Origin of the sequence: Kaistella gelatinilytica, assembly GCF_015679325.1 — a bacterium.
GTDB lineage: Bacteria > Bacteroidota > Bacteroidia > Flavobacteriales > Weeksellaceae > Kaistella > Kaistella gelatinilytica.
On the sequence record NZ_JADPVI010000003.1, the window covers coordinates 134,479 to 160,661 of the forward strand.

The window sequence follows — 26,183 nt, forward strand, 5'->3', positions numbered from 1 at the left end:
CTACTTCGATAAAAAAGGAGAATTATCAATTTTTTTTCAAGGTATGTTCTTCGGAGTAGGAATTATTTTCCTGGTTCGATATTTTAACGAAAAATATAAAAAATAAATAATTAAGAACCGGCTTTTAGTCGGTTTTCTTATTTAAAAATACAATCTACCAAATGATCATTTACCATTCCCGTTGCTTGCATGTGTGCATAAACAACGGTAGAACCGAGAAACTTAAATCCTCTTTTCTTTAAGTCTTTTGACAGAGCGTCTGAAATTTCTGTGGTTGCAGGAACTTCTTTTAAGGTTTTTGGATGATTTACAATTATTTTTCCAGCGACGAAACTCCAGATATATATTGAGAAGGTGCCGAATTCTTTTTGAACTTCCTGAAATCTTTGAGCATTATTAATGGTTGCTAAAATCTTTAATCTGTTTCTTATAATTCCAGCATTACTCATTAACTCTTCTACTTTATCTTCAGAATAATTTGCAATTTTTTTATAATTAAAGTTATCAAAAGCTTCTTTGAAATTTTCTCTTTTCTTTAAAATCGTATGCCACGAAAGTCCGGCCTGAAAACTTTCTAAGACGAGAAATTCGAAAAATGTTTCATCATCGTAAACTGCTTTTCCCCATTCTTCATCATGATATTTTCTGTATAGATCGTCTTTCTCAGACCAACCGCACCTCACTATATCCATTTATTCAACTTTAGCTCAAAAATAAAAAGATAATTATGAATTCTGTTCCTTAGTTCATCAATACTTGAGAATTTTAAGAAAAAATTATTAAATGTTTAACATAATATTGGCTTATATGGGAATGGAACTTGCAACTCAATAGTATATCAAATTATTTTTTTCAATCATAAAATATTAACATTAAACATTATTATCATGGACAGACAAGATTACAACAAAGCAGATGACGCGGTAGAAAAAGCAAAATGGACCGTAAACGATTATGCTGACAGAGCACAAGATTATATCCGCGAACAAAAAGAAAAAAATACAGAGCCAACTCACGAAGGCTGGATGGAAAGAGCAAAGGAAAATGTTTCTGATGCTTGGGAATCCACAAAAGATGCTGTTTCTAACGTTTGGGAAAAAACCAAAGATGCATCTGTAGATGCGCAGGCAGAAATTAAAAAAGCGACAAACTAAACTCGTTTTTACATAAAATTAAGAACCGTATTGACTACGGTTCTTTTTTTATGCATTTAACAGTAAAAATTTTTTAAATTTGTCTAAAATTAAGAATATGTCATACGGATTACTAAAAGGTAAGAAAGGAATTATTTTTGGAGCTTTAAACGATCAGTCTATCGCCTGGAAAGTTGCGGAGAGATGTCATGAAGAAGGCGCAGAATTTATCCTTTCGAACGCACCAATCGCAATGAGAATGGGAGAAATTGATGAACTGGCTAAAAAAACAGGTTCTGATGTTGTCGCTGCAGATGCAACATCGATGGAGGATTTGGAAAAACTTTTTGCCCATGCTGAGCAAAAATATGGCAAAATCGATTTTATCATGCATTCAATTGGGATGTCCGTAAACATCAGAAAAGGAAAAACGTATACCGATCTTAACTATGATTTTTTAGAGAAAGGTTGGGATGTTTCTTCTGTATCTTTTCATAAAGTCATGAAAACTGCCTGGGATAAAAATATTATGAACGAATGGGGATCTATTTTAGCTTTAACTTATATCGCTGCTCAAAGAACCTTCCCGAATTATGGCGATATGGCAGATAACAAATCCTATCTGGAAAGCATCGCAAGAAGTTTTGGATATTATTGGGGCGACCGAAAAGTTCGTGTAAATACTATTTCTCAATCTCCCGTGATGACAAAAGCAGGTGCAGGTGTGAAAGGAATTAGCGGATTTTTTAACTTCGCAGACAGCATGTCTCCGCTTGGAAATGCCGATGCTCTTGATTGTGCAAACTATTGCGTGAGTCTTTTCTCAGACCTTACGCGAAAAGTAACCATGCAAAATCTTTTCCATGATGGTGGATTCAGTAAAACCGGAGTTTCCCAGAAAATTGTAGATAAATTTGAAGATTTGCAATAAACAGATCTTTAATTAAAATATGAATTCCGTCTCGCTGAACTGAGACGGAATTTTTTTATCTTGATACTTTGGGAATAACCGGCAAACTTTCGTTTCCAGAAGCAGAAATACTTTGTACCGCAAACAGGAAATTATCTTTCGACAAAGGAACATTATAAGAAGTCTCTGTCGTAAAGATCTTTTTAGTCCAGACCGAACTGTCGGTTTCACGGATCAAAATATAATATCCTTTTACTTTTCCGGAGGCGGGTTTTTCCCAACTTAATTTGGTAGAGTTTGACAACTCTTTTACATCCATCAAAACATTTCCCGGTTGTGGAGTTGCTTTCGCTAAGTTGGCTAAAACGGCAACGTTTACGGCGGTATTCGTTTTTAAATAATCAAAATCCATGAACTCCATCAAATCGCCATATTTTTTATTATTTTCTGTTCTGAGATCCTGATGCTGATGATCGTAATTTTCATAATAATCAGTTAATCGTACCGCCGTAAATCCACTGTTAACGAAAGGCGTATGATCTCCACCACGAAGAAAGCGGTCGTTTCTATAGATCAATTTGATGTCAATTTTTTTCACATACCTTTCCCCGATCTCCTTTACATATCTTGCTAACTGTCTTGCTTTCCCATCATTTTCAAGACCGAAATTCCGGATTCCTGCAGCTGATTTTTCTGTTTCAAAAGCAGGAAGGCCTTCACTGAAAACCCTTAATTTGGAGTTCCATCATTCTTCGGTGTATCGAAACTGTTGTTGCCGATCATATCATTATTTAGGACAGCTTCAACTTGCCAATTCTCTGCCTTTGCTTTATCTGAAAGCATCTTCGCTCCAAATAAACCCTGCTCTTCACCGCTTACTGCAACAAAAAGAATATTCATGGGAAATTTTGATCTGCTTAAAACTCTGGCACTTTCGATAACGGCAGCAACTCCGCTTCCATCGTCGTTCGCTCCCGGTGCATCATCGGTGGAATTTAGGATATCTGAAACTCTGGAATCAAGGTGGCCGGAAACAATAATGATTCTTTGATCTGTTGGATCAGTTCCTTTTAAAAGAGCAATTGCATTCCCAAGGTTCGTGACTTTATTGATCCTTTTTCCGTCAGGTTGCAGATCTTCATTTTGAAGATAAACTTCCATTCTTCCCTCGGAATTTTTCGCAAAGTTTCTAAACTTGGACAAAACCCAATTTCTCGCAGCGCCGATTCCTTTCTCTTTATCCGTTGTCGAACTCATGGTGTGCCGGGTTCCTAAACTGACAAGCTTTTCGATATTCGCTTTGAGGGAATCCTTACTTACATTTTTTACATATCCGGCAATTTCAGGATCTTTTTCCTGTTTTTGTGCGTTGATCACTATGGAAAGCAAAATGCTCAAAAAGAAAACTGCTTTTTTCATTTCAAATTTTTAATTTCAATGATGAATTTCTCAACAATTTCATCGCTCGTCGCCCAGGATGTTATCAAACGAACGGCAGATTTCTCTTCGTCAATTTTTTTCCAGACATAGAAATCGAAATTCGTGGAAAGTTTTTCAATCTGTGAATTGCTTAAAATTGGAAAGATCTGATTCGTAAAGGTTTCACTAAGAAAATCACAACCAATTTCCTGGAAAGCTTTCTTTATTTTCATGGCTTGCTGATTCGCATGTTTTGCCAAGTCAAAATAGAGATCATCTTTTAACAACTCTTCAAACTGAATTCCCAGCAAACGGCCTTTTGCGAGCATCGCACCTTTCTGTTTCAGATGAAAGCCAAATTCCTGCTGCAAATTTTCATTATTAATGATAATTGCTTCACCGATCAAAGCTCCGTTTTTAGTTCCACCTAAATAAAAAGCGTCGCTATATTTCCCAAAATCCTCTAAAGATAAATCATTCGTTTCCGCAGTTAAAGCGTGTCCTAAACGTGCACCATCAACGAATAAATAAAGGCTTTTTTCCTGACAGAATTGATAAAGATCAATCAATTCTTTTTTAGAATAAATGGTTCCTACTTCCGTAGAATTTGAAATATAAACCAATTTCTGTTTAACCTGATGTGGTTTATTTTGATGAAGATCAATAATTTTCTGCACCTCTTCCGGCCGAATTTTTCCATCTGAAGTTTCTATCGCATGAACCTTATGTCCGGTTGCTTCAATTGCACCACTTTCGTTGGTTAAAATATGTCCTGTAGCTGCTGAAACAACACTCTCATGCGGTCTCAAAAATGCTGAAATGGCAATTAGATTTGCCTGTGTTCCACCTGAAACAAAATGCACTTTCGCTTGAGGATTTTTGATCTTTTTCCGGATCAAATTTTCAGCATTAAGGCAGTAATCATCGAGTTCGTAACCGTTTTGCTGCACGAAGTTGGTAGCAGAAAGTGCTTCTAAAATTCTTGGATGGCAACCTTCTGAATAATCATTTTTAAAGGAAAATTTCATACCATAAAAATAAACAAAATACGTGAAAACACGGTGTGAAATACCGTAAATAAACCCGCTATTTTAATCAATAAAAGCAGCACCTTTGAATCAGGAAATCAGCACAAAAAAAATTTAGTATTATTTTTCTTATGTTCTGATGCCGTTAAATTTTTCATAAGAATTTCTTCTCGTTAAACTGAAACTCATCTTTATGGTGAGTTTTCTTTGTCTAATATTATTGTTAGATTTGCACTACTGTTAATCTAACTACTATGATTTCCCTTACTGAAGAAAATTACCTGAAAGCTATTTTCCATCTAATTAATGATAATAATACCGTTACCATCAATGAACTGAGTAAATTTCTCAATGTAAAAATGCCGAGCGTTAACAATATGATGAAGAAGTTTGCGGACAAAAAATGGGTTATCTACGAAAGCTACAAACCTTTAAGAGTAACAGATTCGGGGAAAATGCAAGCTGCCTTGGTCGTGAGAAAACACCGCTTAACTGAAATGTTTCTCGTAGAAAAAATGAATTTCGGGTGGGAAAATGTACATGAGATCGCGGAACAGGTAGAACACATCCAATCTGATGTTTTTTTTGACAAGATGGATGAACTTTTGAATCATCCAAAATTTGATCCTCACGGAGAACCAATTCCGGATAAAGACGGAAACATTATTGCACAACATTTAAAGAAACTTAGCAGTTGCAAAGAAGGGAACAATGTTGTCTTCACCGCAGTTACGATCACTGATGATGACTTTCTAAGTTATTTAAATGCTAAAAACCTGGAACTGGGAACGAATATTGAAATACTAGAAATCGAAAAATACGACGGATCGATGAAGGTAAAAATTGAGGACAAAACTGTCATTTTAAGTAAACTCGTGAGCGAAAAAATATTGGTGAAAGAATAGATTTTAGAGATCAAGTGTTTTTGGAACATTGCCCGAATTCCCTTAACTTTGTAACATTCACAATAAATTTAATAAAAAATAAAAATATGTCAAAAGCAATTTCGCAAGTTCCATTCGCAATCAACGAGCCGGTAAGAACTTATGAACCAGGTTCTGATGAAGTAAAATCATTGATCGCCACTTATAAAAAAATGTGGAAAGACAAATCGGAAATTCCAATGATCATCAACGGAAAAGAAGTTACGAGCGAGAATAAAGTGAAAATCAGTTCCCCACAAGATCATCAACACGATCTGGGTTTCTACTATAAAGGAACAATGGAAAATGTGGACGAAGCGATCAATACAGCTCTTGCTGCAAAAGAAAAATGGAATAATCTAGGTTGGGAACAGCGCGCTGCGATTTTCCTGAAAGCTGCAGATCTAATTGCAGGACCATACAGAGATCGCCTAAATGCTGCGACAATGATCGGACAGAGTAAAAATGTTCATCAGGCAGAAATTGATGCTGCTTGCGAATTCATCGACTTTTTGCGTTTCAACGTAGAATTTATGACCGAAATGTACAGCGAACAACCAGTTTCGGACACCGGAATTTGGAACAGATCTGAATACAGACCTCTGGAAGGTTTTTGTTTTGCAGTAACGCCTTTTAATTTTACTGCAATCGCTGGAAATTTACCAACTTGTATGGCAATGATGGGAAATGTTGTGGTTTGGAAACCTTCAGACAAGCAGATTCTTTCTGCTAAAGTTTTGATGGATGTGTTTATGGAAGCGGGTTTACCTGCAGGAGTAATCAACATGATCTTTACAGACGGAAAAAGTACTGCTGAAAAAATAATGTCGCACCCAGATTTTGCAGGACTGCATTTTACAGGTTCTACAAAAGTTTTCCAGGGAATGTGGAAAATGATCGGAAACAATATCGATTTGTTTAAAACTTACCCAAGAATTGTTGGAGAAACAGGCGGAAAAGATTTCGTTGTAGCGCACTCTTCTGCAAATGTAGAAGCGGTTGCAACAGGTTTGGTTCGTGGTGCATTCGAATATCAAGGTCAAAAATGTTCCGCTGCTTCCAGAGCTTATATTCCAAGATCAATTTGGAATGATGTTAAAGCAGTTATGGAATCTCAATTGAAAACGGTAAAAATGGGAAGTCCGGAAGATCCTTCTAACTTCGTGAATGCAGTGATCGACAAAAATTCTTTCGAGAAATGTAAAGGTTATATTGAAAGAGCAGCAAAATCTGCAGATGCTGAAGTAATTATTGGTGGTAAATGCGATGATTCAAAAGGATGGTTCGTAGAACCGACCGTGATTTTAACCACCAATCCAAAATACGAATCGGTTTGTGAAGAAATCTTTGGACCCATTCTTTCCATCTATATTTATGAAGATAAGGACTGGGCAGAAACTTTGAAACTGGTAGACGAAACTTCACCCTATTCATTAACAGGAGCAGTTTTCGCACAAGACCGTTACGCAATTGCTGAAGCTTACAAAGCTTTGGAAAATGCCTCAGGAAATTTCTACATTAATGATAAACCAACAGGAGCAGTTGTAGGACAGCAACCTTTTGGTGGAGCAAGAGCTTCCGGAACCAATGATAAAGCAGGTTCTAAAATGAACTTGATGAGATGGGTTTCTGTACGAAGCATTAAAGAAACTTTTGTATCACCGAAAGATTACAAATATCCTTATTTAGGGTAATTGAGAACTTTTAGTTATAAAAACGAACGCTGTCCTTTTGACAGCGTTTTTTTTGAGAGAATTTGATTTAAAAATAAAGCTTAATGTAAAAGCTCAATGTCGGGACCACTATAAAACTCTGAAATTAAATAATTTAACAAAATTTTAAGGTTTAAAATAATTTGATGGCACGCTTTTTACAATTGAACAAGTATTAAATTAAATTTTTTCAAAATAACTTAAAACTTAAAATTATGAGCACTAAAAAAAATGGCTTATTAGCATTACTAGGACTTGGAGCATTGGCATGGTGGAAATATAAAAATTCTACACCTGAGGAAAAACAAGCAGTGAAGGATACCATCAATACTGCAAAAGATAACTTCAGCAAATTTGGAAGTGATTTGAAATCAAAAGCAAATGATGTTGCTTCTCAAGTTCAGGATAAAGTTGGTCAGGCAAAATCTTCAATGGAAGAAACTGCAAATCAAAACTAAAAATTATCTTTAATATATTTTAGTAGGCCGTAGTGTATTTTACATTGCGGTTTTTTTGCGCAAAAAAATTCCCGAAGATTTCGGGAATTTTTATTTTACAGGAAAGTGAGATCTATTTCAGTAATTCATTGAAAGTATCTCCCTGTCGAATATCACCGGTGTTATAACCTTTCATGAACCACTCTTTTCTTTGTGCAGAACTCCCATGCGTAAAACCTTCCTGATTAACATAACCTTGGGAACGTTTCTGAATATTGTCATCGCCAACCGCTTCAGCTGCAGAAATAGCAGATTCGATATCTCCCGGTTCTAAAATGTGTTCCCGATTATCGGTTTGTTTTGCCCAGACTCCAGCATAAAAATCTGCCTGAAGTTCTGTGGCTACAGAAACTCTATTCATGTCAGCTTCCGAATATCTTCCGCTTGATCTTAGCTGATCGACTTTTTGAGTAGTTCCCAAAAGTGTTTGTACGTGATGCCCAATTTCGTGTGCCATCACATAAGCAATTGAAAACTCTGTAACCTTTGCGCCAAATCTTTGTTCCAGTTCTTTGAAAAAACTCATATCCATATAAACTGTTTCATCCGCAGGACAATAAAAAGGTCCCATCGCAGCTTGTGCCGTTCCACAACCAGACTGAGTTACACTTTCGAACATGACCACTTTTGGCGGTTTGTATTGCATTCCATTTTGCTGAAAAATTGCGATCCAGGTTTTCTCTGTTTCCTTAGTAACCATGGAAACAAAATCTTTAACTTTTAATTCATCCGGTGTTAAATTACGCTGTTCAGTCTGTTGCGGTGAACCGCCTCCTGAAGAAAGAATTGCGGAAGGATCACCACCCAAAAAAAATATAATGGCCGCGATAATAAGCGTTCCCAGACCGCCGCCGACCATCATTCCGCCACCACTGCCCGAACCGCGTCTGTCATCAACATTATCACTTCTATCGTTGGTCCATTTCATAAGGTATATTTTAAAATATTAATTGAATTAAAATTACAAAAATTTTATTTATTGAGCTTATTTTCTTTTGCCCAAAAACTTGAATATTGGTAAACTACTATAAACGAAAGTTGTGCTATTTTTAGATATTTCTTTTAAAAAATTTAAAGTTTAATTATTTAAAAATATTCATTTGCTCATTGTAAATAGGACTTCCAATGTTTAAAAAATTTAAAACACTGTGGAAGACGTAATTTTGAGTGAGCACTTTATTTGGTTTTAATTGTCTCGCGCTGTTATCCGAAGTCCAAACGATAAAAGGGATCTCATATTGTTGCTTGGGTGCGATACTTATAGGTAAACCATGCATATACAAATTATTTTCACCTAAAGATTCACCGTGGTCAGAAACAAAAATCATAGCACTTTTATAATCTTTTAGTTGTTTTAAATCTTCAATGACATTTGCTAAAAGATAATCGGTATAAACGATCGTGTTGTCATAGGCATTGACGAGTTCTGTGTGAGAACAATTTCCTAATTCAACACTGTTGCAAACGGGTTTGAAAGTCTCAAACTGCGCTGGATATTTCTTGCTGTATGTTGGCCCGTGACTTGTGCTTGTATGTAAAACGATGAGAATTTTATTTTTTTTGCTGGCTAAAATTTCCTCTTTTAATCCAGACAAAAGGATTCCGTCGTAATTGCAGCCATCGCCTTTGCAGTTCGGCAATAAGGCTTCTCTATTTTCGTAATTTTTGATGTGAACGGGCGGTTCGCCCCAGTTTGTAGTTCGCCAGACAACATCGACATTATTTCTATATAGATAGTTGGGCAAAATTTCATACAGTTCATCTGTATTTTGATGTTCTAATATACTTTTTACACCAGCAGTTGTGTAAGTGGCATCCGAGGTTGCATTAAAATGAGAAACATTTGGAATTTTCGAAAGTAGTGGATTCGTATTTTTTCGATAGCCGTACAAAGAAAAGTTTTCGCTTCTTGCAGATTCTCCGATCACTAAGATCACGACCGATTTCTGATTGTCTTTTATAGTCGCATTTGGTAGTAAGATCTCTTTCTCATTCTTCTTGAATTCATGAATGTAAAACAGAGGAATATTGACCGCGTAAGACCATGGCATTGCAAGTCCACCCAGGGTTTTTGAATTTTTATCGATCCACAAAAAATTACTAGAATTTGCGAAAACCAAAGTCAAAAGAAATAATAAAGTAAGTGAAATGGAGATTAAAAATCTCTTCAAAGTCACGTTTATAATTTTCGCTTTAACAATATAAATACTCGGAATAATCCCAAGAAAAACAAGGTATAAAACCAATTTCACCGAAAAAAAACTGCTCGATTCAGAATAATTGGTATTAAGCACATTACCAATCATACTTTCATCGATAATTACACTATACGTGTTGACAAAGTAAACTGCAACTGCATTGATGATAAAAAACAGGACTAACAAAAACTTCCCAACAAAACGAGATAGAAAAAAGAAAAGAAAAAGAACAAAAGCATTGGCAACCAACATTGAAATAACTAAACTTACAATGATAAAAACACCCGTGAAGCTTTTATAATCTACGTTATTAAAAACAAATTTGAAAAAAGGATAATGAAAAAGCAGGAAAAGGAGCGCACTCATTATCAGCACAAAATGAGTTATTTTGATATCATTTTTTAACATATACATAAACGATTTTATAGAGTGAAACGCATAAAATAACTAAGGCCATATAAAAGACGAACACATTTTCAGTAATTATTTTATTGATCAGAGAACCACAAATAGCCAAAATTAATACGATGAAAATGGGAAAGTATTTTTTGTTCCCGACCCAACTGAAAATTTTATATTTTCTACTGATAAAAATACCAATAAGTCCGGAAATATATCCGATGATACTACCGATAATAACATCCAGCGGATGATGGGCTCCAACTCCCACTCGAGAAGATGCAATAAATAATCCTAAAGCGATAATGAAAAATGTCCATAAAAATTTAAACTTAAAATCTTTGGGCATAAATGCATAAAGCAAAACCGTAAGTGTCGTAAATATGGTGATAGAATGACCAGAAGGTAAACTGGAATATCCAACAGCAGTTTTGCCGACGATGATAAAAAGATCGTTATCATAAACAACTGCGGGTCTTGGCACATCGAACAAATTCTTCAGTCCATTCGAAAATACGAGAGAAACCAAAGAAGCAGATATTAAAGCCTCCCAAATTTTTGGAGCATACACCAGGAAAATAATTAAGAACGACAAAAAAATGGAAGCATCTCCAATTTGCGTTAGATTATATTCAAGATTGGGAAATTGGCCTAAATGATGGTTGAGAAGAAAGAAGCAATTCTTTTGAATTTGCGTGTATTGATAGGCATTTAAAGAATTTTGACTGTAAAGAAATATAACGATTGCAATCAACAAAACCAGTGGTAAAATAAATAAGGAAAGCTTGAGCTTCGAGTAATTATTAATAACGGTGGTGTTCATTACGCTTCTTGTTTTATAGATTTACTTTTTAAAATTCATTATAATCTACATTGTGTTCGGAATTATGATACAAAACTCAAACATCATTCAAATTAGGAAATTGCAGCAAAAGGAATGGTTTAAATTTCAGCTCAAATTAAAATCCGATCTGACCCAGTTTAGCATTTAATTTCTTCTTAAAATCGATCATTTGTAACGCCGTAACAGCAGCTTCAATGCCTTTATTTCCTAGATCGCCACCACTTCTTGCGATAGACTGTTCCTTATTATCATCTGTTAAAAGACAGAAAATCGTGGGTACGTCGGTCATAATATTACAGTCTTTGATTCCTTGCGCAACCGCAGAGCAAACATAATCAAAATGTGGAGTTTCACCGCGAATAACGCAACCAATTGCAATAACAGCATCGAAAATACCTTCTTTGCATAACTGCATCGAGGCGTAGTTTAACTCAAAAGCTCCGGGAACTTTGAAAACTTTTATATTCTTTTCTTTTACGCCTTCGGCTTTAAGCACTTCTAAAGCGCCATCGCGAAGATTGTGGGTTACAAAATCATTCCATTCTGAAACAACGATGCCAATTCTAAAAGAACCGGCATCATTGATCTGTAATGGTTTGTAATCTGAAAGATTTACAGTTGCCATCGTTTATTTTTTTTAGTAATATTTTACCATTTCGATATAAGATTCAGACATTCCGTTATCGTAATCCTGATATTTTTCGTCGATCGTAGAGAAGTATTTTTTAGCCTCTGCATTTTTCTTCAATGCTAATGAAACCAATCCTGCTTTTCTTGTGAAATAATAAGAAGTGTAAGGATCATCGGAAGCTGAAGTTGCTTTATCTAAAAGTGATAATGCATCATCATTTTTATTAAGGTTTGACTGACAATCTGCCATCGCGCCATATTTCAACGCCATTAAAACTTTATTATCAGAAGAAAATTTATCTAACAGATCATAAGATTCCTGATATTTTCCTTCTTTGAATTTCAAAAGACCTGCGTTGTAAGCAGAAAGCTTTCCAACTTTAGTTCCAGAATAGTCATTGTAAGTTCCAAGAAAACCTGGATTTGCAGCAGTTTTACCACCTAAAGCCAATTCGTCTTTCCCATCGGCTAAATTTTTCTGAGCAGAAAGATAACTCAAAATCGCTTCTTCATTTCTAGGAGCAACGTAGAATTGCTGGTAAGCAAAATATCCTAAAACTGCCAAAACCATCACACCAAAAATAGTGATCAAAGTTTTTGCGTGCTTCTCAACGAATCTTTCGGTATCTAATGCACCCCGGTCTAAGTCTTTGAAAACTTCAACAGTTTCCTTTCCTTCCATTTCTTTCTTACTCGTGTGAGGTTTATGTAGTTTTGCCATAATTGTTATAAAAATTGAAGTGCAAATTTAACTGTTTTTGAACGATTTACAAAATTATGTCTGAAAAAACATTTTTTTAAAAAAGCTTACTGTAAATCCCCAAGAAATCTGCGATAAAAACAGTAAAATTTAAATTTAATATTCTAAGATCGAATGAACAGGTGCATTAAACTGTTGCAGTCTTTTTTCTCCATCAAGGTCTTTTAAACCGATCAAAAAACTAAATTGCGACACTTTGGCTCCTTGTTTTTCTACTAATTTTGCAGCAGCTTCTGTGGTGCCGCCCGTTGCTAAAAGATCGTCGTGTACCAGAATTCTTTGTCCGGGTTTTATTTGTCCGGTCCGCATTTCTATCTCTGCGGAACCATATTCCAGATCGTACTTTTCGCCCACAAATGGTGGTGGTAATTTTCCCTTTTTTCTAATCAATATAAACGGAACTTCCAGCGCTACAGCAATTGCGATCCCAAAAAGATAACCGCGGCTTTCTATTCCGCAAACAGCATCAACTTTTCCACGACTGAAATCAGCAAGATTAGCAATAACTTCTTCGTACAATTTTGGATTGAGAAAAATCGGCGTAATATCTTTAAACTGAATACCGGGCTTCGGAAAATCCGGGATATTTTCTATGGTATTTTCTAATTGATGAATCAATTCAGATTTTGTCATTTTAGTTTATTTTATAGCTGGAAATTTTCCACTCGCCATTAACATTCTTTAATCCAAAGGTTACCAAAAGTGCGGTTGTTTTACCATTTTTATCGGTAACATCATACGTTGCATTTACACTGGAAGAATTAGCGCTTGTCTTTGGTGCGGAGATATTTTTAACAGTAATGTTTTTAACTCCGCCGAAACCAGAAGTCGGATTGGAGAAATTATCAAAGGAACCCCAGTTTGGATTATCTGAAGTTTCGTAAGCTCCCTTCAAATTCTGAGCGTTCAGATTATTCAGAAATTTAGAAACACTGGCTTTCGGATCGGATGAAGGCGTAACTGTTGGATTCGTAGTCTGTGGATCCGTAGGATTTTCCGTTGGAGGAACCGTTGTAGTTGTGTTTGGATCAGCAGGATTATCTACTTTATTTTCTGAAGGCATCAAAAGTGCTTTTGGATTGACAGTAACGCCAATCTTCGACATTTTGAATGTTTTCTTCGTCGTTTTCACGGAAACGGTGATGTCGATCTTGTTATCTACAATCTTCTGCGAAGGCAGGGAAGCAAATCTTAGATTAAAACCTTTAAAATTATTATCCTGCATTAAATTTTTAGCCGTAAGGATTTTCGTTCCATTGCTGAAAACTTCCATAATAGCTTCTAAACCAGCTCCAGTAAAAGCAATTGGTTTACCGGTAGAATCCAGCAATCGAGGCACGATCTGCAATGATTTTGGACCTAAAATACTGTCAACCGCAATTGGAGTCGTAACAACATTTAAAGAACTCGCTGAAATATCATTTGGATCAGATTCTTTTGCTGCAATATTTCCGAAAATATTCATTTCGCCCAAAGAAGGTGGACCTGTACTTGACCAGTCGATTCCATTCTTCTGAGCAACCTGATCGGCAAGACTGAAAATTTCGGGAACCTTTTTTCCGTTGATCAATTTTCCTAATGCTTTCAATTCGTTCGTGTCGCCATCAACTTCTACCCCAAATGTTTTCAGGATATAAAGTGCTTCATTAAATTTCACCTGCTTTAGTGTGTTCAAACTTGCCGTCATATCATTAATGCTGGACTGCAGCGTTTGCGTACTGGTTGCATCAACTTTATCTTTTTTGCACCCGATAAGAAAAAGGCTAAAAAGCAATAACAACAAAATTCGTTTCATAGTAAGTGATTTGTACAAATTTAAAAAAAATCCCGACATAAAGCCGGGATAATAATTTGAAAGAATATTCTGTACCTTTTAGAAAGGATATTCATATATTTTTGATTCTTTAAGGAATGGATTTCCTACCGGCATCAACTGTAATTTAGACAACGCAGTCATTACCACGAAGATAAACAATCCTAAACCAAATAAAATGGAACCAGCATTAAGTAATAATACCTCCGGAGTTTTCCAGAAAGGACCAACTGTTCCCGGCATTACCATATTGAAATAAACCAACCATTGTCCACATATAACAATTACTGCTATGGTAGAAACAACTTTATAATTTCTTTTAATGCTTGAACTTACCAAAACTGATAATGGAATAAAGAAATTCAGTATTAAGATGATCCAAAATATACTTTTATAATATTCGAAACGGCCGAAGAAATAATTGACTTCTTCCGGTACGTTCGCATACCAGTACAACATGAACTGTGCAAACCAGGTATAGGTCCAAAGCATACTCAATGCAAATAAGAACACTCCTAAATCATGCAGGTGATTATCATTAAATTGTGGAAGTACTCCAGTTTTCTTTAAATAAACACTTATTAAAATGATCACCGCTAATGCTGCGGCCCATGCGCTTACCATTGCGTACCAAATATACATGGTAGAATACCAGTGTGGATCGATTGACATTAACCAATCCCATGCCCAAGCTGCAGAACAAAATCCGAAGAAAGCAATGTAACCAATACTCCAGCTGTAGTAACTTGCATAGACTTTTCTACTTTTTGTCTCATCTACTTTCTTAGAAAGCGATTTCAGTTTCCAAACGAAGAAAGAAGCACCAATTACATAGAATAAAGTTCTGAAAACATAAAAAGGAATATTTAAAAACTTTTTCTTTTCGAAAAGAATAGGATCAAAATTTTTGTCTCCCTGCGTCGTTAGTTCAGGATCCATCCAGTGGAAAATATGGCCTACATTAGTAACATTCAAAATCATCAGGATTACAACTAATGTTCCTGCATACGGAATAAAAGAAGCAATCGCCTCCATTACCCTTAATATTATTATAGACCAACCTGCGTGTGCAGCATTTTGGATACAGTAGAAAAATAATGCACAACAGCTTAAGGCGAATAAAAATACCGAAACGGTATGAATCGCTGCTAAAGGCTGATTGTGAACTTGATGTTTTGCATGTTCTAAATGCGCTGCATGATCCTGAGGACCTACCAATTCGCTTGAATTTGTAGGCGCCTGAACTCCACCCGGATGAGCGGCTTCCATCATATGCTCAATTTTCGCATCGGTCATTCCGTGATTCATAAAATAGCCTGCGCCAAAGAGTACTAATCCCAGAACGATAAATATGATTGAATATAATCTTAATTTAGGTGAAAAACTATACATGTTTTATTTCTTTTTATTTTTTAGGACTAGTCGTTACATTTGCTGCGGGTGCAACCATCGCTGCATCTGCTGGTTTTGCATCAGTTGCCGGAGTTGGAGTTGCTGTAGTAGATGCCATTGGCATTGCTGCAGCAGCGGCCGGAGCAGGATTTACACCTCCCTTGAACGCACTCATAACATATAAGGCAACTCTCCATCGGTCTCCTGGAGTTAACATTCCTGCGTAAGAACCCATGGAATTTCTACCATGCATTAAAACGTAATGTACAGACCCAACTGTAATTTGTCTGTCGGCATATTTAGGAACTCCTGCATACGCACCGCTCACTACGATCGGTCCTTGTCCGTCTCCTGCAATTCCGTGACAGGCAGAACAGGTTTTTTCGTAAAGACCTTTTCCACGTTCAATATCTTTTTGCTGATTGGCATTTTTTAAAGGAGAACCTACTATTAATTTAGACTGGTCATATCCTCCATTATACTGATCAGGCGTCATTGTCGAATTCATTGCTTCATCAGCAACTCCATCTACATCGTGGGAAACAGTTCCATCAACCGGACCTAATCCTGTTGCGCCATTATTATTTACAAAAGCTGGAATTTCAGTTTCATGATCTGAGTAAGCAATAACAGCTTTAGCCAAAGGATCGTACGCTACAGGAAAATACATATCTGGAAAATAAACCAAAGGCGGATTTTCTTTGCTGCAAGAACTTAATGAAAATGCTACAAACCCTATGATCGCTGTAATTTTAATTATATTCTCTTTCATTTTAAGCATCTTTTACAGTTATTTCTTCAACTCCGGTATCAATCAGAACCTGTTTTACTGCATCAACATTGTCGGTTACAAACTCCATCATAAATTTATCATCTGTAGTTCGTGGATCTGGATTCTGTGGTGGACAACCCGGATACATTTTGTTTCTTATCAAAAAGGTAAGCGACATCATGTGAGCTGCACAAAAAACCATTAGTTCAAACATCGGCACTACAAATGCAGGCATGTTATGTCCCCAGTCAAATGAAGGTTTCCCCCCAATATTCATTGGCCAGTCGTGATTCATCGTATACCATGTAACTAAACTCCCGATTGACAAACCATATATTGCATACATAAAAGCAGCATCTGAAATTCTGGTTTTTCTTAATCCTAAAGCTTTATCAAGACCGTGAACCGGAAACGGAGTATACACTTCGTTGATCGCAATTCCTTTATCGTTGCAAGCCTGTACACCGTTTAATAAATCATCATCGTCGGCATAAATACCAAATACTATCTTAGTGGTGCTCATCTTCTTCTTCTTTAGTTTTATAAGTTTCACCTGATATTTTCAAAATAGTTTTCAGTTCGGCCTGTGCAATTACAGGGAACGTTCTTGCGTACAATAAAAATAACACTCCAAAAAATCCTATTGTTCCTAGGAACACTCCAACATCAATAATTGTTGGTTTAAACATCGTCCATGAACTTGGTAAATAATCTCTGGAAATATTGATAACGATAATATCAAATCTTTCGAACCACATTCCAATATTAATAATTAAAGCAATAATAAATGTTGCGATAATATTCGTTCTTACTTTTTTGAACCAGAATAATGCAGGAACGATCAAGTTACAAGTAATCAATGCCCAGAACGCCCACCAGTAAGGACCGGTTGCTGCACCTGGAGAAAGGTATGTAAAATCTTCATATCTTGAACCTGAATACCATCCGATAAAATATTCTGTACCATAAGCTACAGTTACCATACCACCAGTAATGATGATAACGATATTCATAATTTCGATGTGGTACATCGTGATATAATCTTCGAGGTGACAAACTTTTCTAGCCACTAACAAAAGTGTCTGTACCATTGCAAACCCGGAGAAAACTGCTCCTGCAACAAAGTACGGTGGATAGATCGTTGAGTGCCATCCTTTAATTACCGACGTAGCAAAGTCAAAAGATACCGTGGTGTGTACGGAGAATACAAGTGGTGTTGCTAAACCTGCTAACACCAAAGATAATTCTTCGAAACGTTGCCAGTGTTTTGCTTTTCCACCCCATCCAAAGGAAAGGAAAGTATAAATTCTTTTTGTCCAGGGAGTTTTTGCTCTATCTCTGATCATTGCAAAGTCAGGAATTAATCCCATAAACCAGAATACGGTTGATACGGAGAAATACGTTGAAATTGCGAATACGTCCCAAAGTAATGGTGAGTTAAAGTTCGTCCAAAGTGAACCAAACTGATTCGGTAAAGGGAAAACCCAATATCCAACCCAAACTCTACCCATGTGAATTACAGGGAAAATAGCGGCCTGAACTACAGCGAAAATTGTCATCGCTTCCGCAGAACGGTTAACAGACATTCTCCATCTTTGTCTAAATAATAACAATACTGCAGAGATCAAGGTTCCGGCGTGACCGATCCCTACCCACCAAACGAAGTTGGTAATATCCCATCCCCAGTTATTGGTTCTGTTAAGTCCCCATGCACCGATTCCGGTACCAATGGTGTAAGCAATACAGCCAAATCCGTAAAGGAATAAAGCTAATGCTACCCAAAAGGAAACCCACCACAGTTTACCTGCGCGTTCCTCGATAGGTCTTGCAATATCTTCGGAGATATCGTGATAAGTCTTATGACCAATAATTAAAGGTTCCCTTATCGGAGCTTCGTAATGTCCTGACATTTTTTACCTATTTATTATTTAAACGTTATTTTCTTTTCTGTTTCTTACTTTGGTATGGTAGAATACATTTGGTTTGGTACCAATTTCTTCCAGCAAAGTATATCTTCTGTTGGTGCTGAATAATGCGCGAACTTCTGAGCTCTTATCATTCATATCACCAAATTTTAAGGCAGTTGTAGGACAAGCGTTCACACAAGCTGTAGAGAACTCGCCATCTTTTATCGCTCTTCCGTCTTTCTTAGCTTCCAGGATGGTGTTCTGCGTCATTTGAATACACATTGAACATTTTTCCATAACCCCTCTTGTTCTTACAACAACATCAGGATTCAGTACCATTCTTCCTAAATCGTTATTTTGATTGAAGTCGAATTTATCATTAAGGTTATAAGTGAACCAGTTGAACCTTCTTACTTTATAAGGACAGTTGTTTGCACAATATCTTGTACCGATACATCTGTTATAAGCCATTTGATTTTGACCTTGTTTACCGTGAGATGTTGCAGCAACCGGACAAACTGTTTCACAAGGAGCATGGTTACAGTGCTGACACATTACCGGCTGGAAAATCACATCTGGATTATTCGCAGGATGATTTAAAATACCGCTTTTCTTGTCTAAGAAATGACCATACATTCCCGGAACATTAAGATCTGCTGCAATCGCTTCCTCTTGAGAAAGTTTGCCATCTTTGTTCAAATCAACATTCGCTGGAATATCGGTCGAATAGTAACGGTCAATTCTTAACCAGAACATATCCCGAGACATTCTTACTTCCGCTTTCCCAACTACAGGAACATTATTTTCAGCTTGACAAGCGATGACGCAAGCGCCACATCCTGTACAAGAATTTAAATCTACTGATAAATTAAAGTGAGGACCATCTGCATCATCGAAAGCATCCCAAAGGTCAATCTTTCCTGCAGGCATTGCTCCACCGATCGTATGATATTCCAAAGGTTTGTTCCATCCTAATTTTTCATCGTCAAATTTAACATTTAAGAAAGTATCCAAAGGAACCTCTCTGGCAATCTCGTAACGACCCATCAAGGTATTCTGAAGCTGCATTCCTGCAAACTCATGATCTCCACCAGTTTTCTCAATTTTTACATTGGATAAAATGGTGTTTGAACCATCAAATAAAGGATAAGCATTGACACCTGTTTCGGCAACTTTACCGGAATCTTTTTTACCATAACCAAGCGCAAGTCCGAAAGAACCGTCTGCCTGACCAGGTTGAATAAATACAGGAACGTCTTTTAAAGTAACGCCATTTACTGTTAAATTTACAGTAGAACCGCCCAACTGCATTCTTGCATTTAGATCATTATCAAGACCTAATCTGTCAGCATCTCCGGGAGAAACCGTCAAATAATTGTCCCAAGATAATCTTGAAATAGGATCTGGAAGTTCTTGTAACCAAGGATTGTTGGCTTGAGTTCCATCACCGATTGCAGTCTTCGTATAAAGTACTAATTCTAAATCAGAAGTTTTGAAACCATTTAATTCAGTAATAGCTTGCTGCGCATTTCCACCAGTGTAAGATAGACCAGCAGTATTTCCGCCTTCCAGCACTCCGTTATAAAGCGCTTTATTGAAAGGAGTACCACCGATCATAGTGGTTGCGTTAGCTTTTAAATAATCATAATAATTATTGGCAGGATTTCCTTTTCCATTCATCCAAACTAATAATGAATCTTCAATCTGTCTTGATTTGTAGATTTTCTGAATGGTTGGCTGCATTAAGGAATAAATCCCCGTTTGCGGTGCAAAATCACCCCAACATTCTAACCAGTTTGCGACAGGAATTACAGCTTTCGCTGCTTTGTACATTTCGTTTTTCTTGTCGGTAACTGCAATTACATAGGGAACCTTTTCCAGAGATTTTCTGAAATCTTCTCCTTTATTACTTGAATAGATCGGGTTTACGTTGTTAGCGATCAACACGCCAACTTGCCCGGAAGACACCCAACCTAAGAATTCTTTATATTTTGCGCCGTCAAATTCTTTCAGGAAATTTGCTTTTCCTGTCACAGCAGTTGAGGCTAATTTTTGATTGATCAAATGTGCTAAAACATAAGCGCCTTTCGATCCGTTTGCAAATACAACTGCGTTGCTTCCTTTTGCCTGTAATTCTTTTACAATTTCACCAGCTTCTTTGGTTGTTGCACCACCATTCAGTCCGTTGTAAACTTCAATTAAAACTTTGTTTACTGCACTTGGTTTTAACTGAACTCTTGTATCGGCATTTGCTCCGGTTAAAGATAAATTAGATTCGATCTGAATATGTCTCAACATATTTGGACCTGGCGTTCTTGCTGAAGCGTAAGAGCTTTCTAATGATCCAGCATTATAATCACCTAAGAAATCTGCCTGGAAAGATACTACCAGCTGAGTTTTCGAAAGATCATAAACAGGTAAAGCTCTTTGTCCGAATACTTCCTGAGCAGCATCTAAAGCCGCCGTGTGAGGAATTGCATCGTAAGTAACGAGTTCTGCTGTTGGATATTTAGTTTTGAAATCTGCAAATAATTTTTTGAAAGTCGGTGAAGGGAAAGAGTGTGATAACACAACGATCTTTTTACCTCCTGACTGTGCTTCTGAAATACCTTTTAAAACGAAATCATCAACTTTATCAAAAGTTTCATCTTTTCCGTCGAGTTTCGGCTGTTTTACTTTGTCGTTATCATAAAGAGAAAGTACAGCCGCCTGTGCACGAGCGTTGGTTTTACCCACGCCGTTTGCCAAAGGATTCGGCTCAATTTTAATAGGTCGTCCCTCTCTAGTTTTTACTAAAACACTGGCAAAGTCATAACCATCAAAATAAGTAGTCGCGTAATAATTCGGAATTCCGGGAATTATTTCGTGCGGCTTAACAACATAAGGAATGGTTTTAATTACCGGAGCTTCACACGCTGCTAATGTTACAGCTGCTGTAGAAAATCCTAAAAGTTTCAGGAAATTTCTTCTCGAAGTTCCAGACTCACTCGATTTGTCGCCTCTTAATAATTCATCCACCGGAATTTCGCTCTGAAATTCTTTTAGAGCCAGCTTACCGTTTAAGCTTGGATCTTTCAGTTCGTGAATACTTCTGAATTTTATTTTATTTGAAGCCATTGATACTTCTAATTTTTTATTATTAATAATGACATTTACCACACTCAAGACCTCCAATCGCAGCCACTGTAACCTTAGTTCCAGAACCGTATTGTTTTTTCAATTTATCGTGTAGATTTTTGAAATACTCTTTATTATAACCGTTGGTCATATCAACTTCCGTAGTTCTGTGACATTCAATACACCATCCCATTGTGAAGTCATTTGCCATTTGCACCACATTCATGGTATCAATTTGACCGTGACATGCTTTACACACGACATCGATTTTCGCTTCAGGATTTTTCTTATTGTAAGAAGTGATGATTGCATTCTCTCCTGCTACAACGTGTTGTGCGTGATTGAAGTAAACAAAATCTGGCATATTGTGAATTCTCGTCCACTCAACTGGTTGCGTTTTCCCCGTATATTGCTGTGAAGCCGGATCCCAACCTACTGCTGAGTATATTTTTTGAATTTCTCCATCGTAGAACGCTTTGTCTTTTCCTGGCTCAATGTATTTACCGTTATATTCGGCAATCATTTTGTGACAGTTCATACAAACATTCAATGAAGGAACTTCAGAAACCTTTCCATATTTTGCGGAAGAGTGACAAAGCTGACAATCTATTTTATTTTCCCCGGCGTGGATCTTGTGAGAGAAATAAATTGGCTGTTCAGGTTTGTAACCTTTATAAACACCAACCCACATCAACCAGTTCCAGATTCCGTACGCAGCGAAAATTCCCAGAACTACCAATACGCCTTTTCCAACGTAGCTGTATTTTCTGTACAGATCACCGAAAGAAACCGCTCTGCTCGCATTAAGTCCTGCTAATTCTTCTGTCTGCTGAAGTTTAACAAGCTGTCTTAATTTAAGAAGCAACCATAACAGCAAACCACCGATAGCAATAAGTGAAATCAAAATAACTTTTGAATTCATCGATTGTTTTTGCGCCATCTCCAGAGCAGCTACAGAATTTGTATCTGGTGCAGTTGCCGCATCTGCAGCGGGTGCAGCAGCAGGTGGATTTGTAGTATACTCCAAAATGTCATCGATATCCTTATCAGTTAGATTAGGAAACGCAAGCATTTCGACTTTGTTGAACTTCTCAAAGATTGCGATCGCATCTTTATCACCAGATTCTCTAAGTGATTTATTGTCCTTGATCCACTTTTTAAGCCAACTGGTATCTAAATTTGACTCTTTTTTAACTTTATCTACGATTCCTCCTAGAGCAGGACCAACAAGTTGCTTGTCTAAAGCGTGACATGCGACACAGTTTGCTTTGAACAGTTTTTCACCGTTTTTTGCATCTCCTTGAGCGTAAATAGAAGCACTGGTCGACAGCAACACGTATATTGCGATGAGACCTCTTTTGTAATGCTTTCTCCAACTAATCATATAAAATCTTGGGTTAGTAAATTGTATTGTGTTTACTTTTAACTTGGCAAAAATAGCACATTTAACAGAAAATTAAGAAGAGAACCACGCTGCAATTTATCATTTAAGGTAATTTGTAACAGTTCTAAATTACAAATGTTGGTATAATTTTAAATTGTTATAAATTTGTCAAAAATAAAGCTTGATGAAATATATTCTTAAAATATTCACCGTATTATCACTGCTCACAATTAATGCCTTTGAAGCACAGCAAGTTGTGAAAAACGATACCATTTCCGGCACTCCATTATCAATGACAATGGACAAAAAAATTAATGATTTACTCGGAATTGTAGAGGATAAATGCGGCACGAATCTCGCCAACAATCCCGGAAAATCCTGGAGCGATGGTACAGATTCTTCTTCAAATTCTAATACTCCGAGAATTATTGTACCGGAAAGAGAACTTTCCCGATCTGAAATATGCCGAAGAAACCCACGAATCATGGGTTACAAAATTCAGTTGGCAGTTGTGAAAAGCAATGAAGAAGCCCGCGAAGTAGGAATGTATTTCCGAAGAAGATTCCCAAACATGAAAGTGGAGATCGATGCCTCCTTAAGACCCAATTATAAAGTAATGGCAGGAAGTTATCTTTCTAAACAGACTGCTAGTTCGGACTTCAGCAGTGTGCAAAAAACATTTAAAGAAGCACGTTTGATTCCTTATCGCGTTTTCTGCGTTGAAGCAAAATAATTAGAAACATTCAAAAATAAAATAAGCCGCTCTCTTTTGAAAGCGGCTTATTTTTAGACCAATTTTACTCTTTCGTAATTCGAAAGACTTGGTTTTTATACTTTTCTTTGGACAAATCTAGAATTGTCCCTACTTTAATTTTTTACCAACAAGCGGAAACCTTCCCCGTGAACGTTGATGATCTCTAAACCATCATCTTCTCTAAGCAGTTTTCTCAACTTCGCGATGTAAACATCCATACTTCTTGCTGTAAAATAATTCTCTTTTTTCCAGATCTTTCGTAAAGCCAGATCTCTCGGCATGAAGTCATTTCTGTGCATACAAAGCAATTTCAGCAATTCGTTTTCTTTTGGTGAAAGTTTATATTCATTATCATTAACTCTCAGTTGACGCAGCATTGAATCAAAGAAAATATTACTGATCTTGAACTGTTCCTGCTCATCGTCTTCCAAAACGGCGCTTCTCTGTAAAATCGCTTTGATCTTATATAGCAAAAGCTCAGTATCAAAAGGCTTTGTAATATAATCATCAGCGCCTAACTGATAGCCTTTCAAAATATCTTCACGCATATTTCTCGCGGTAAGGAAAATGATCGGTATATTTTTGTCAATTCTTTTTACATCTTCTGCCAAACTGAAACCGTCCTTTTTCGGCATCATCACATCGAAAATACAGATATCGAATTCGTTTTCTGTAAATTCTTTTAAACCCATTTCGCCATCTGTGGCAAGGTTCACTTCAAAATTATTTATCGTTAAATAATCTTTCAAAACAGCCCCAAAACTCTGGTCGTCTTCTACTAATAAGATTCTGTTACTCATAATACAATTGATTAAATTTATTTGTTTAGGCTAAAGCTTTCTTTCACCTTCTTCTTTTTTATTAAATATTTCTTTTTACGCTTTATGCTGACTCGGATTCATCGGTAATTTAATGGTAAATGTACTTCCGACATTTTTTTGAGAATCAACAATAATGAGACCTTTATGCAATTCGATGATCTTCTTCACATACGACAATCCTAAACCCTGGCCTTTTACGTTGTGAATATTCCCGGTTTCTTCTCTAAAGAATTTTTCAAAGATCCGAACTTTGTTATCCGTTTCCATTCCCATTCCTTTATCAGAAATTTCGATGACATACCAGTTTCCTTCATTCCTTGTTCTCACCGTAATTTCCGGCGGTTCTGTGGAATATTTATTCGCATTATCCAGTAAATTAACGAGTGCATTCGAAAAGTGAAACTCATCAATTTTGAAATTATACTTTTCTGTATTGAATTCCTGAGTCAAAGTTCCTTTTCGCTGAGCCACGATCAAGCCGAAAGATTCGGTGATCTTTTTAATTAAAGCTCTCACATCGGTTTCCTTCAAAAATAATTTAACCTCATTCCGCTCCAGTTTCGACATATTCAAAATATTCTCCACCTGATGTTTCATTCGCAGATTTTCCTGCTTGATCAATGCCGAATAATATTTCACTTTCTCCGGATTGGTCGCTATTTTATCGTTGGCTAAGGAATCTGTTGCTACAGAAATCGTCGCGAGAGGCGTCTTAAATTCGTGCGACATATTATTGATGAAATCGGTTTTAACCTCTGCAATTTTTTTCTGCTTCATCATATAATTAATGGAAATAATATAAATCCCCAAAATGGTCAGCAAGGACATAAAAGTTCCCAGAAGCATGGGCAAATTTGTCTTTGCAAGGGAATAATCCTTCCGCGGAAAAACGAGCGCTAATGTATACAATGTTCGGTCTTTGCTGTCGGTAAAAAGCGGATAGGTATAATTATTTTTATCTTTCTGATCTTTATAAATACTGTTTATGACTTTGGTCGGTTCATTTTTTTTATCCATTATGGCAAAACCAAATTTAGTATCCAAACCATTCAACCTCAACTCTTTGGTCAAAATAGAATCTAAAGTTTTCTCGTCGACGCGTTTTTCAACAGGCAAACTCGAAGCACTTAATTTCGCGAATTCACGTAAAGCATAAGTGTTGTTATTAATGTCTTTGCTTAATTGAGCCGTTAAAGGTTCTGAGGTAATTTGCGGTTTTTTAATTTTCAAGATACCTTCATCCGTGTACAATTTGGTCAATGTAAGACTGTCACCTTTTTGCGAAATAGGAATATTTTGATTTTCAACGATGCTTTTTTGAAAGGTAATTGTTGACTTATTACCGACTTCCGAATTTTGCTGAATATAGGTTTGTGTAGGTTGATTGCTGCTGTCGACCACATTTTTAGCAAAATTCTTATAATATTGATTCAGATATTTATCAACTTCCAGCTGTTGCGTTTTCATAGAAGATGATTCTAATGCAGAATAGACCTTATTTGAAAAATCCTGATTAAGAGCAGAATACAATTCTTTGATCCAGTATAACTGTAGTGTTACGAAAACAACCATCGAAATTGTCATCAGTATCGAAATAAACGGAATGAACTTATTATTCATTTAATGATTTTAAATTTGAATTGTTAAAATTACTCATTTTAAGATTATAAAAACAAAATAGTTAGACAAATATTATGTTTACTTTCTTAAAATACTTTTTTTTAACAAATTATTGTGAATTCGACTCGGAAATATTTTAACGGCAAAACT

General features: G+C 36.4%; 25 protein-coding genes. 6 read left to right on the forward strand and 19 right to left on the reverse strand.

The window, feature by feature from the left end; all coding sequences use genetic code 11:
• Positions 1-137 precede the first annotated feature (137 nt).
• Positions 138-692, reverse strand: a complete 555-nt coding sequence (locus IV494_RS11450; RefSeq protein ID WP_196080279.1) for a DNA-3-methyladenine glycosylase I — start codon at positions 690-692, stop codon at positions 138-140.
• 195 nt (positions 693-887) lie between these two features.
• Between IV494_RS11450 and IV494_RS11455 the strand changes: the two genes are divergently transcribed.
• Positions 888-1,154, forward strand: coding sequence for a hypothetical protein (locus IV494_RS11455; protein ID WP_196080280.1), 267 nt, complete (start codon positions 888-890; stop codon positions 1,152-1,154).
• 97 nt (positions 1,155-1,251) lie between these two features.
• A complete protein-coding gene (locus IV494_RS11460) occupies positions 1,252-2,064 on the forward strand; it encodes an enoyl-ACP reductase FabI (RefSeq protein WP_196080281.1) in 813 nt (270 codons plus the stop codon).
• Positions 2,065-2,119: 55 nt separating this feature from the next.
• Here the strand turns inward: IV494_RS11460 and IV494_RS14770 are convergent, their stop codons facing one another.
• The 3 genes from IV494_RS14770 to IV494_RS11470 all read right to left on the reverse strand — a co-directional run bounded on the left by IV494_RS14770 (position 2,120) and on the right by IV494_RS11470 (position 4,490).
• Entirely contained in the window at positions 2,120-2,620 is a 501-nt protein-coding gene (locus IV494_RS14770; RefSeq protein WP_230380121.1) for a M28 family metallopeptidase, read from the reverse strand.
• A 152-nt stretch (positions 2,621-2,772) separates the two neighbouring features.
• Complete coding sequence (locus tag IV494_RS14775; RefSeq protein WP_230380122.1) at positions 2,773-3,462, reverse strand: M20/M25/M40 family metallo-hydrolase; 690 nt, start codon at positions 3,460-3,462, stop codon at positions 2,773-2,775.
• A complete protein-coding gene (locus IV494_RS11470) occupies positions 3,459-4,490 on the reverse strand; it encodes a threonine aldolase family protein (protein ID WP_196080282.1) in 1,032 nt (343 codons plus the stop codon). Before IV494_RS11470 ends, IV494_RS14775 begins: the two co-directional genes overlap by 4 nt.
• Before the next feature lie 254 nt (positions 4,491-4,744).
• Here IV494_RS11470 and IV494_RS11475 point away from each other — a divergent pair, with 254 nt between their 5' ends.
• The 3 genes from IV494_RS11475 (at position 4,745) to IV494_RS11485 (ending at position 7,583) form a co-directional block, all read left to right on the forward strand.
• Complete coding sequence (locus IV494_RS11475) at positions 4,745-5,395, forward strand: metal-dependent transcriptional regulator (RefSeq protein ID WP_196080283.1); 651 nt, start codon at positions 4,745-4,747, stop codon at positions 5,393-5,395.
• Positions 5,396-5,481: 86 nt separating this feature from the next.
• Positions 5,482-7,107, forward strand: a complete 1,626-nt coding sequence (gene pruA / locus IV494_RS11480) for an L-glutamate gamma-semialdehyde dehydrogenase (protein WP_196080284.1) — start codon at positions 5,482-5,484, stop codon at positions 7,105-7,107.
• A gap of 233 nt (positions 7,108-7,340) precedes the next feature.
• Positions 7,341-7,583 (forward strand): YtxH domain-containing protein, encoded by a 243-nt coding sequence (locus IV494_RS11485; protein ID WP_196080285.1) that lies wholly within the window; start codon positions 7,341-7,343, stop codon positions 7,581-7,583.
• A 112-nt stretch (positions 7,584-7,695) separates the two neighbouring features.
• On the opposite strand, the gene ypfJ is transcribed toward IV494_RS11485, so the two are convergent.
• The 13 genes from ypfJ to IV494_RS11550 form a co-directional block, all read right to left on the reverse strand.
• Entirely contained in the window at positions 7,696-8,550 is an 855-nt protein-coding gene (ypfJ, locus tag IV494_RS11490; RefSeq protein ID WP_196080286.1) for a KPN_02809 family neutral zinc metallopeptidase, read from the reverse strand.
• A 154-nt stretch (positions 8,551-8,704) separates the two neighbouring features.
• Complete coding sequence (gene eptA / locus IV494_RS11495) at positions 8,705-10,228, reverse strand: phosphoethanolamine--lipid A transferase EptA (RefSeq protein ID WP_196080287.1); 1,524 nt, start codon at positions 10,226-10,228, stop codon at positions 8,705-8,707.
• A complete protein-coding gene (locus tag IV494_RS11500; RefSeq protein WP_196080288.1) occupies positions 10,215-11,042 on the reverse strand; it encodes a phosphatase PAP2 family protein in 828 nt (275 codons plus the stop codon). Before IV494_RS11500 ends, eptA begins: the two co-directional genes overlap by 14 nt.
• Positions 11,043-11,178: 136 nt before the next feature.
• Entirely contained in the window at positions 11,179-11,688 is a 510-nt protein-coding gene (gene ribH / locus IV494_RS11505; RefSeq protein WP_196080289.1) for a 6,7-dimethyl-8-ribityllumazine synthase, read from the reverse strand.
• Positions 11,689-11,700: 12 nt separating this feature from the next.
• On the reverse strand, positions 11,701-12,414 hold the full coding sequence (locus tag IV494_RS11510) for a YfgM family protein (RefSeq protein ID WP_196080290.1): 714 nt from the start codon (positions 12,412-12,414) through the stop codon (positions 11,701-11,703).
• A gap of 135 nt (positions 12,415-12,549) precedes the next feature.
• Positions 12,550-13,086, reverse strand: coding sequence for an adenine phosphoribosyltransferase (locus tag IV494_RS11515; protein ID WP_196080291.1), 537 nt, complete (start codon positions 13,084-13,086; stop codon positions 12,550-12,552).
• Position 13,087: 1 nt separating this feature from the next.
• Positions 13,088-14,248, reverse strand: a complete 1,161-nt coding sequence (locus tag IV494_RS11520) for a DUF6694 family lipoprotein (protein WP_196080292.1) — start codon at positions 14,246-14,248, stop codon at positions 13,088-13,090.
• A gap of 78 nt (positions 14,249-14,326) precedes the next feature.
• Positions 14,327-15,658, reverse strand: a complete 1,332-nt coding sequence (locus IV494_RS11525) for a quinol:cytochrome C oxidoreductase (RefSeq protein WP_196080293.1) — start codon at positions 15,656-15,658, stop codon at positions 14,327-14,329.
• A 13-nt stretch (positions 15,659-15,671) separates the two neighbouring features.
• Entirely contained in the window at positions 15,672-16,439 is a 768-nt protein-coding gene (locus IV494_RS11530) for a c-type cytochrome (RefSeq protein ID WP_196080294.1), read from the reverse strand.
• Positions 16,432-16,953, reverse strand: a complete 522-nt coding sequence (locus tag IV494_RS11535) for a DUF3341 domain-containing protein (RefSeq protein ID WP_196080295.1) — start codon at positions 16,951-16,953, stop codon at positions 16,432-16,434. The genes IV494_RS11530 and IV494_RS11535 overlap by 8 nt, the downstream gene beginning before the upstream one ends.
• On the reverse strand, positions 16,940-18,340 hold the full coding sequence (nrfD, locus tag IV494_RS11540; RefSeq protein ID WP_196080296.1) for an NrfD/PsrC family molybdoenzyme membrane anchor subunit: 1,401 nt from the start codon (positions 18,338-18,340) through the stop codon (positions 16,940-16,942). The genes IV494_RS11535 and nrfD overlap by 14 nt, the downstream gene beginning before the upstream one ends.
• 18 nt (positions 18,341-18,358) lie before the next feature.
• Positions 18,359-21,454, reverse strand: a complete 3,096-nt coding sequence (locus IV494_RS11545; protein ID WP_196080297.1) for a TAT-variant-translocated molybdopterin oxidoreductase — start codon at positions 21,452-21,454, stop codon at positions 18,359-18,361.
• Positions 21,455-21,476: 22 nt separating this feature from the next.
• Complete coding sequence (locus IV494_RS11550; RefSeq protein WP_196080298.1) at positions 21,477-22,838, reverse strand: c-type cytochrome; 1,362 nt, start codon at positions 22,836-22,838, stop codon at positions 21,477-21,479.
• A gap of 184 nt (positions 22,839-23,022) precedes the next feature.
• On the opposite strand from IV494_RS11550, the gene IV494_RS11555 reads away from it, so the two are divergent.
• Entirely contained in the window at positions 23,023-23,571 is a 549-nt protein-coding gene (locus IV494_RS11555) for an SPOR domain-containing protein (protein WP_196080299.1), read from the forward strand.
• Between the two features lie 134 nt (positions 23,572-23,705).
• On the opposite strand, the gene IV494_RS11560 is transcribed toward IV494_RS11555, so the two are convergent.
• Positions 23,706-24,392, reverse strand: a complete 687-nt coding sequence (locus IV494_RS11560; RefSeq protein ID WP_039349832.1) for a response regulator transcription factor — start codon at positions 24,390-24,392, stop codon at positions 23,706-23,708.
• A gap of 75 nt (positions 24,393-24,467) precedes the next feature.
• On the reverse strand, positions 24,468-26,033 hold the full coding sequence (locus IV494_RS11565) for a sensor histidine kinase (protein WP_196080300.1): 1,566 nt from the start codon (positions 26,031-26,033) through the stop codon (positions 24,468-24,470).
• Positions 26,034-26,183: the final 150 nt, after the last annotated feature.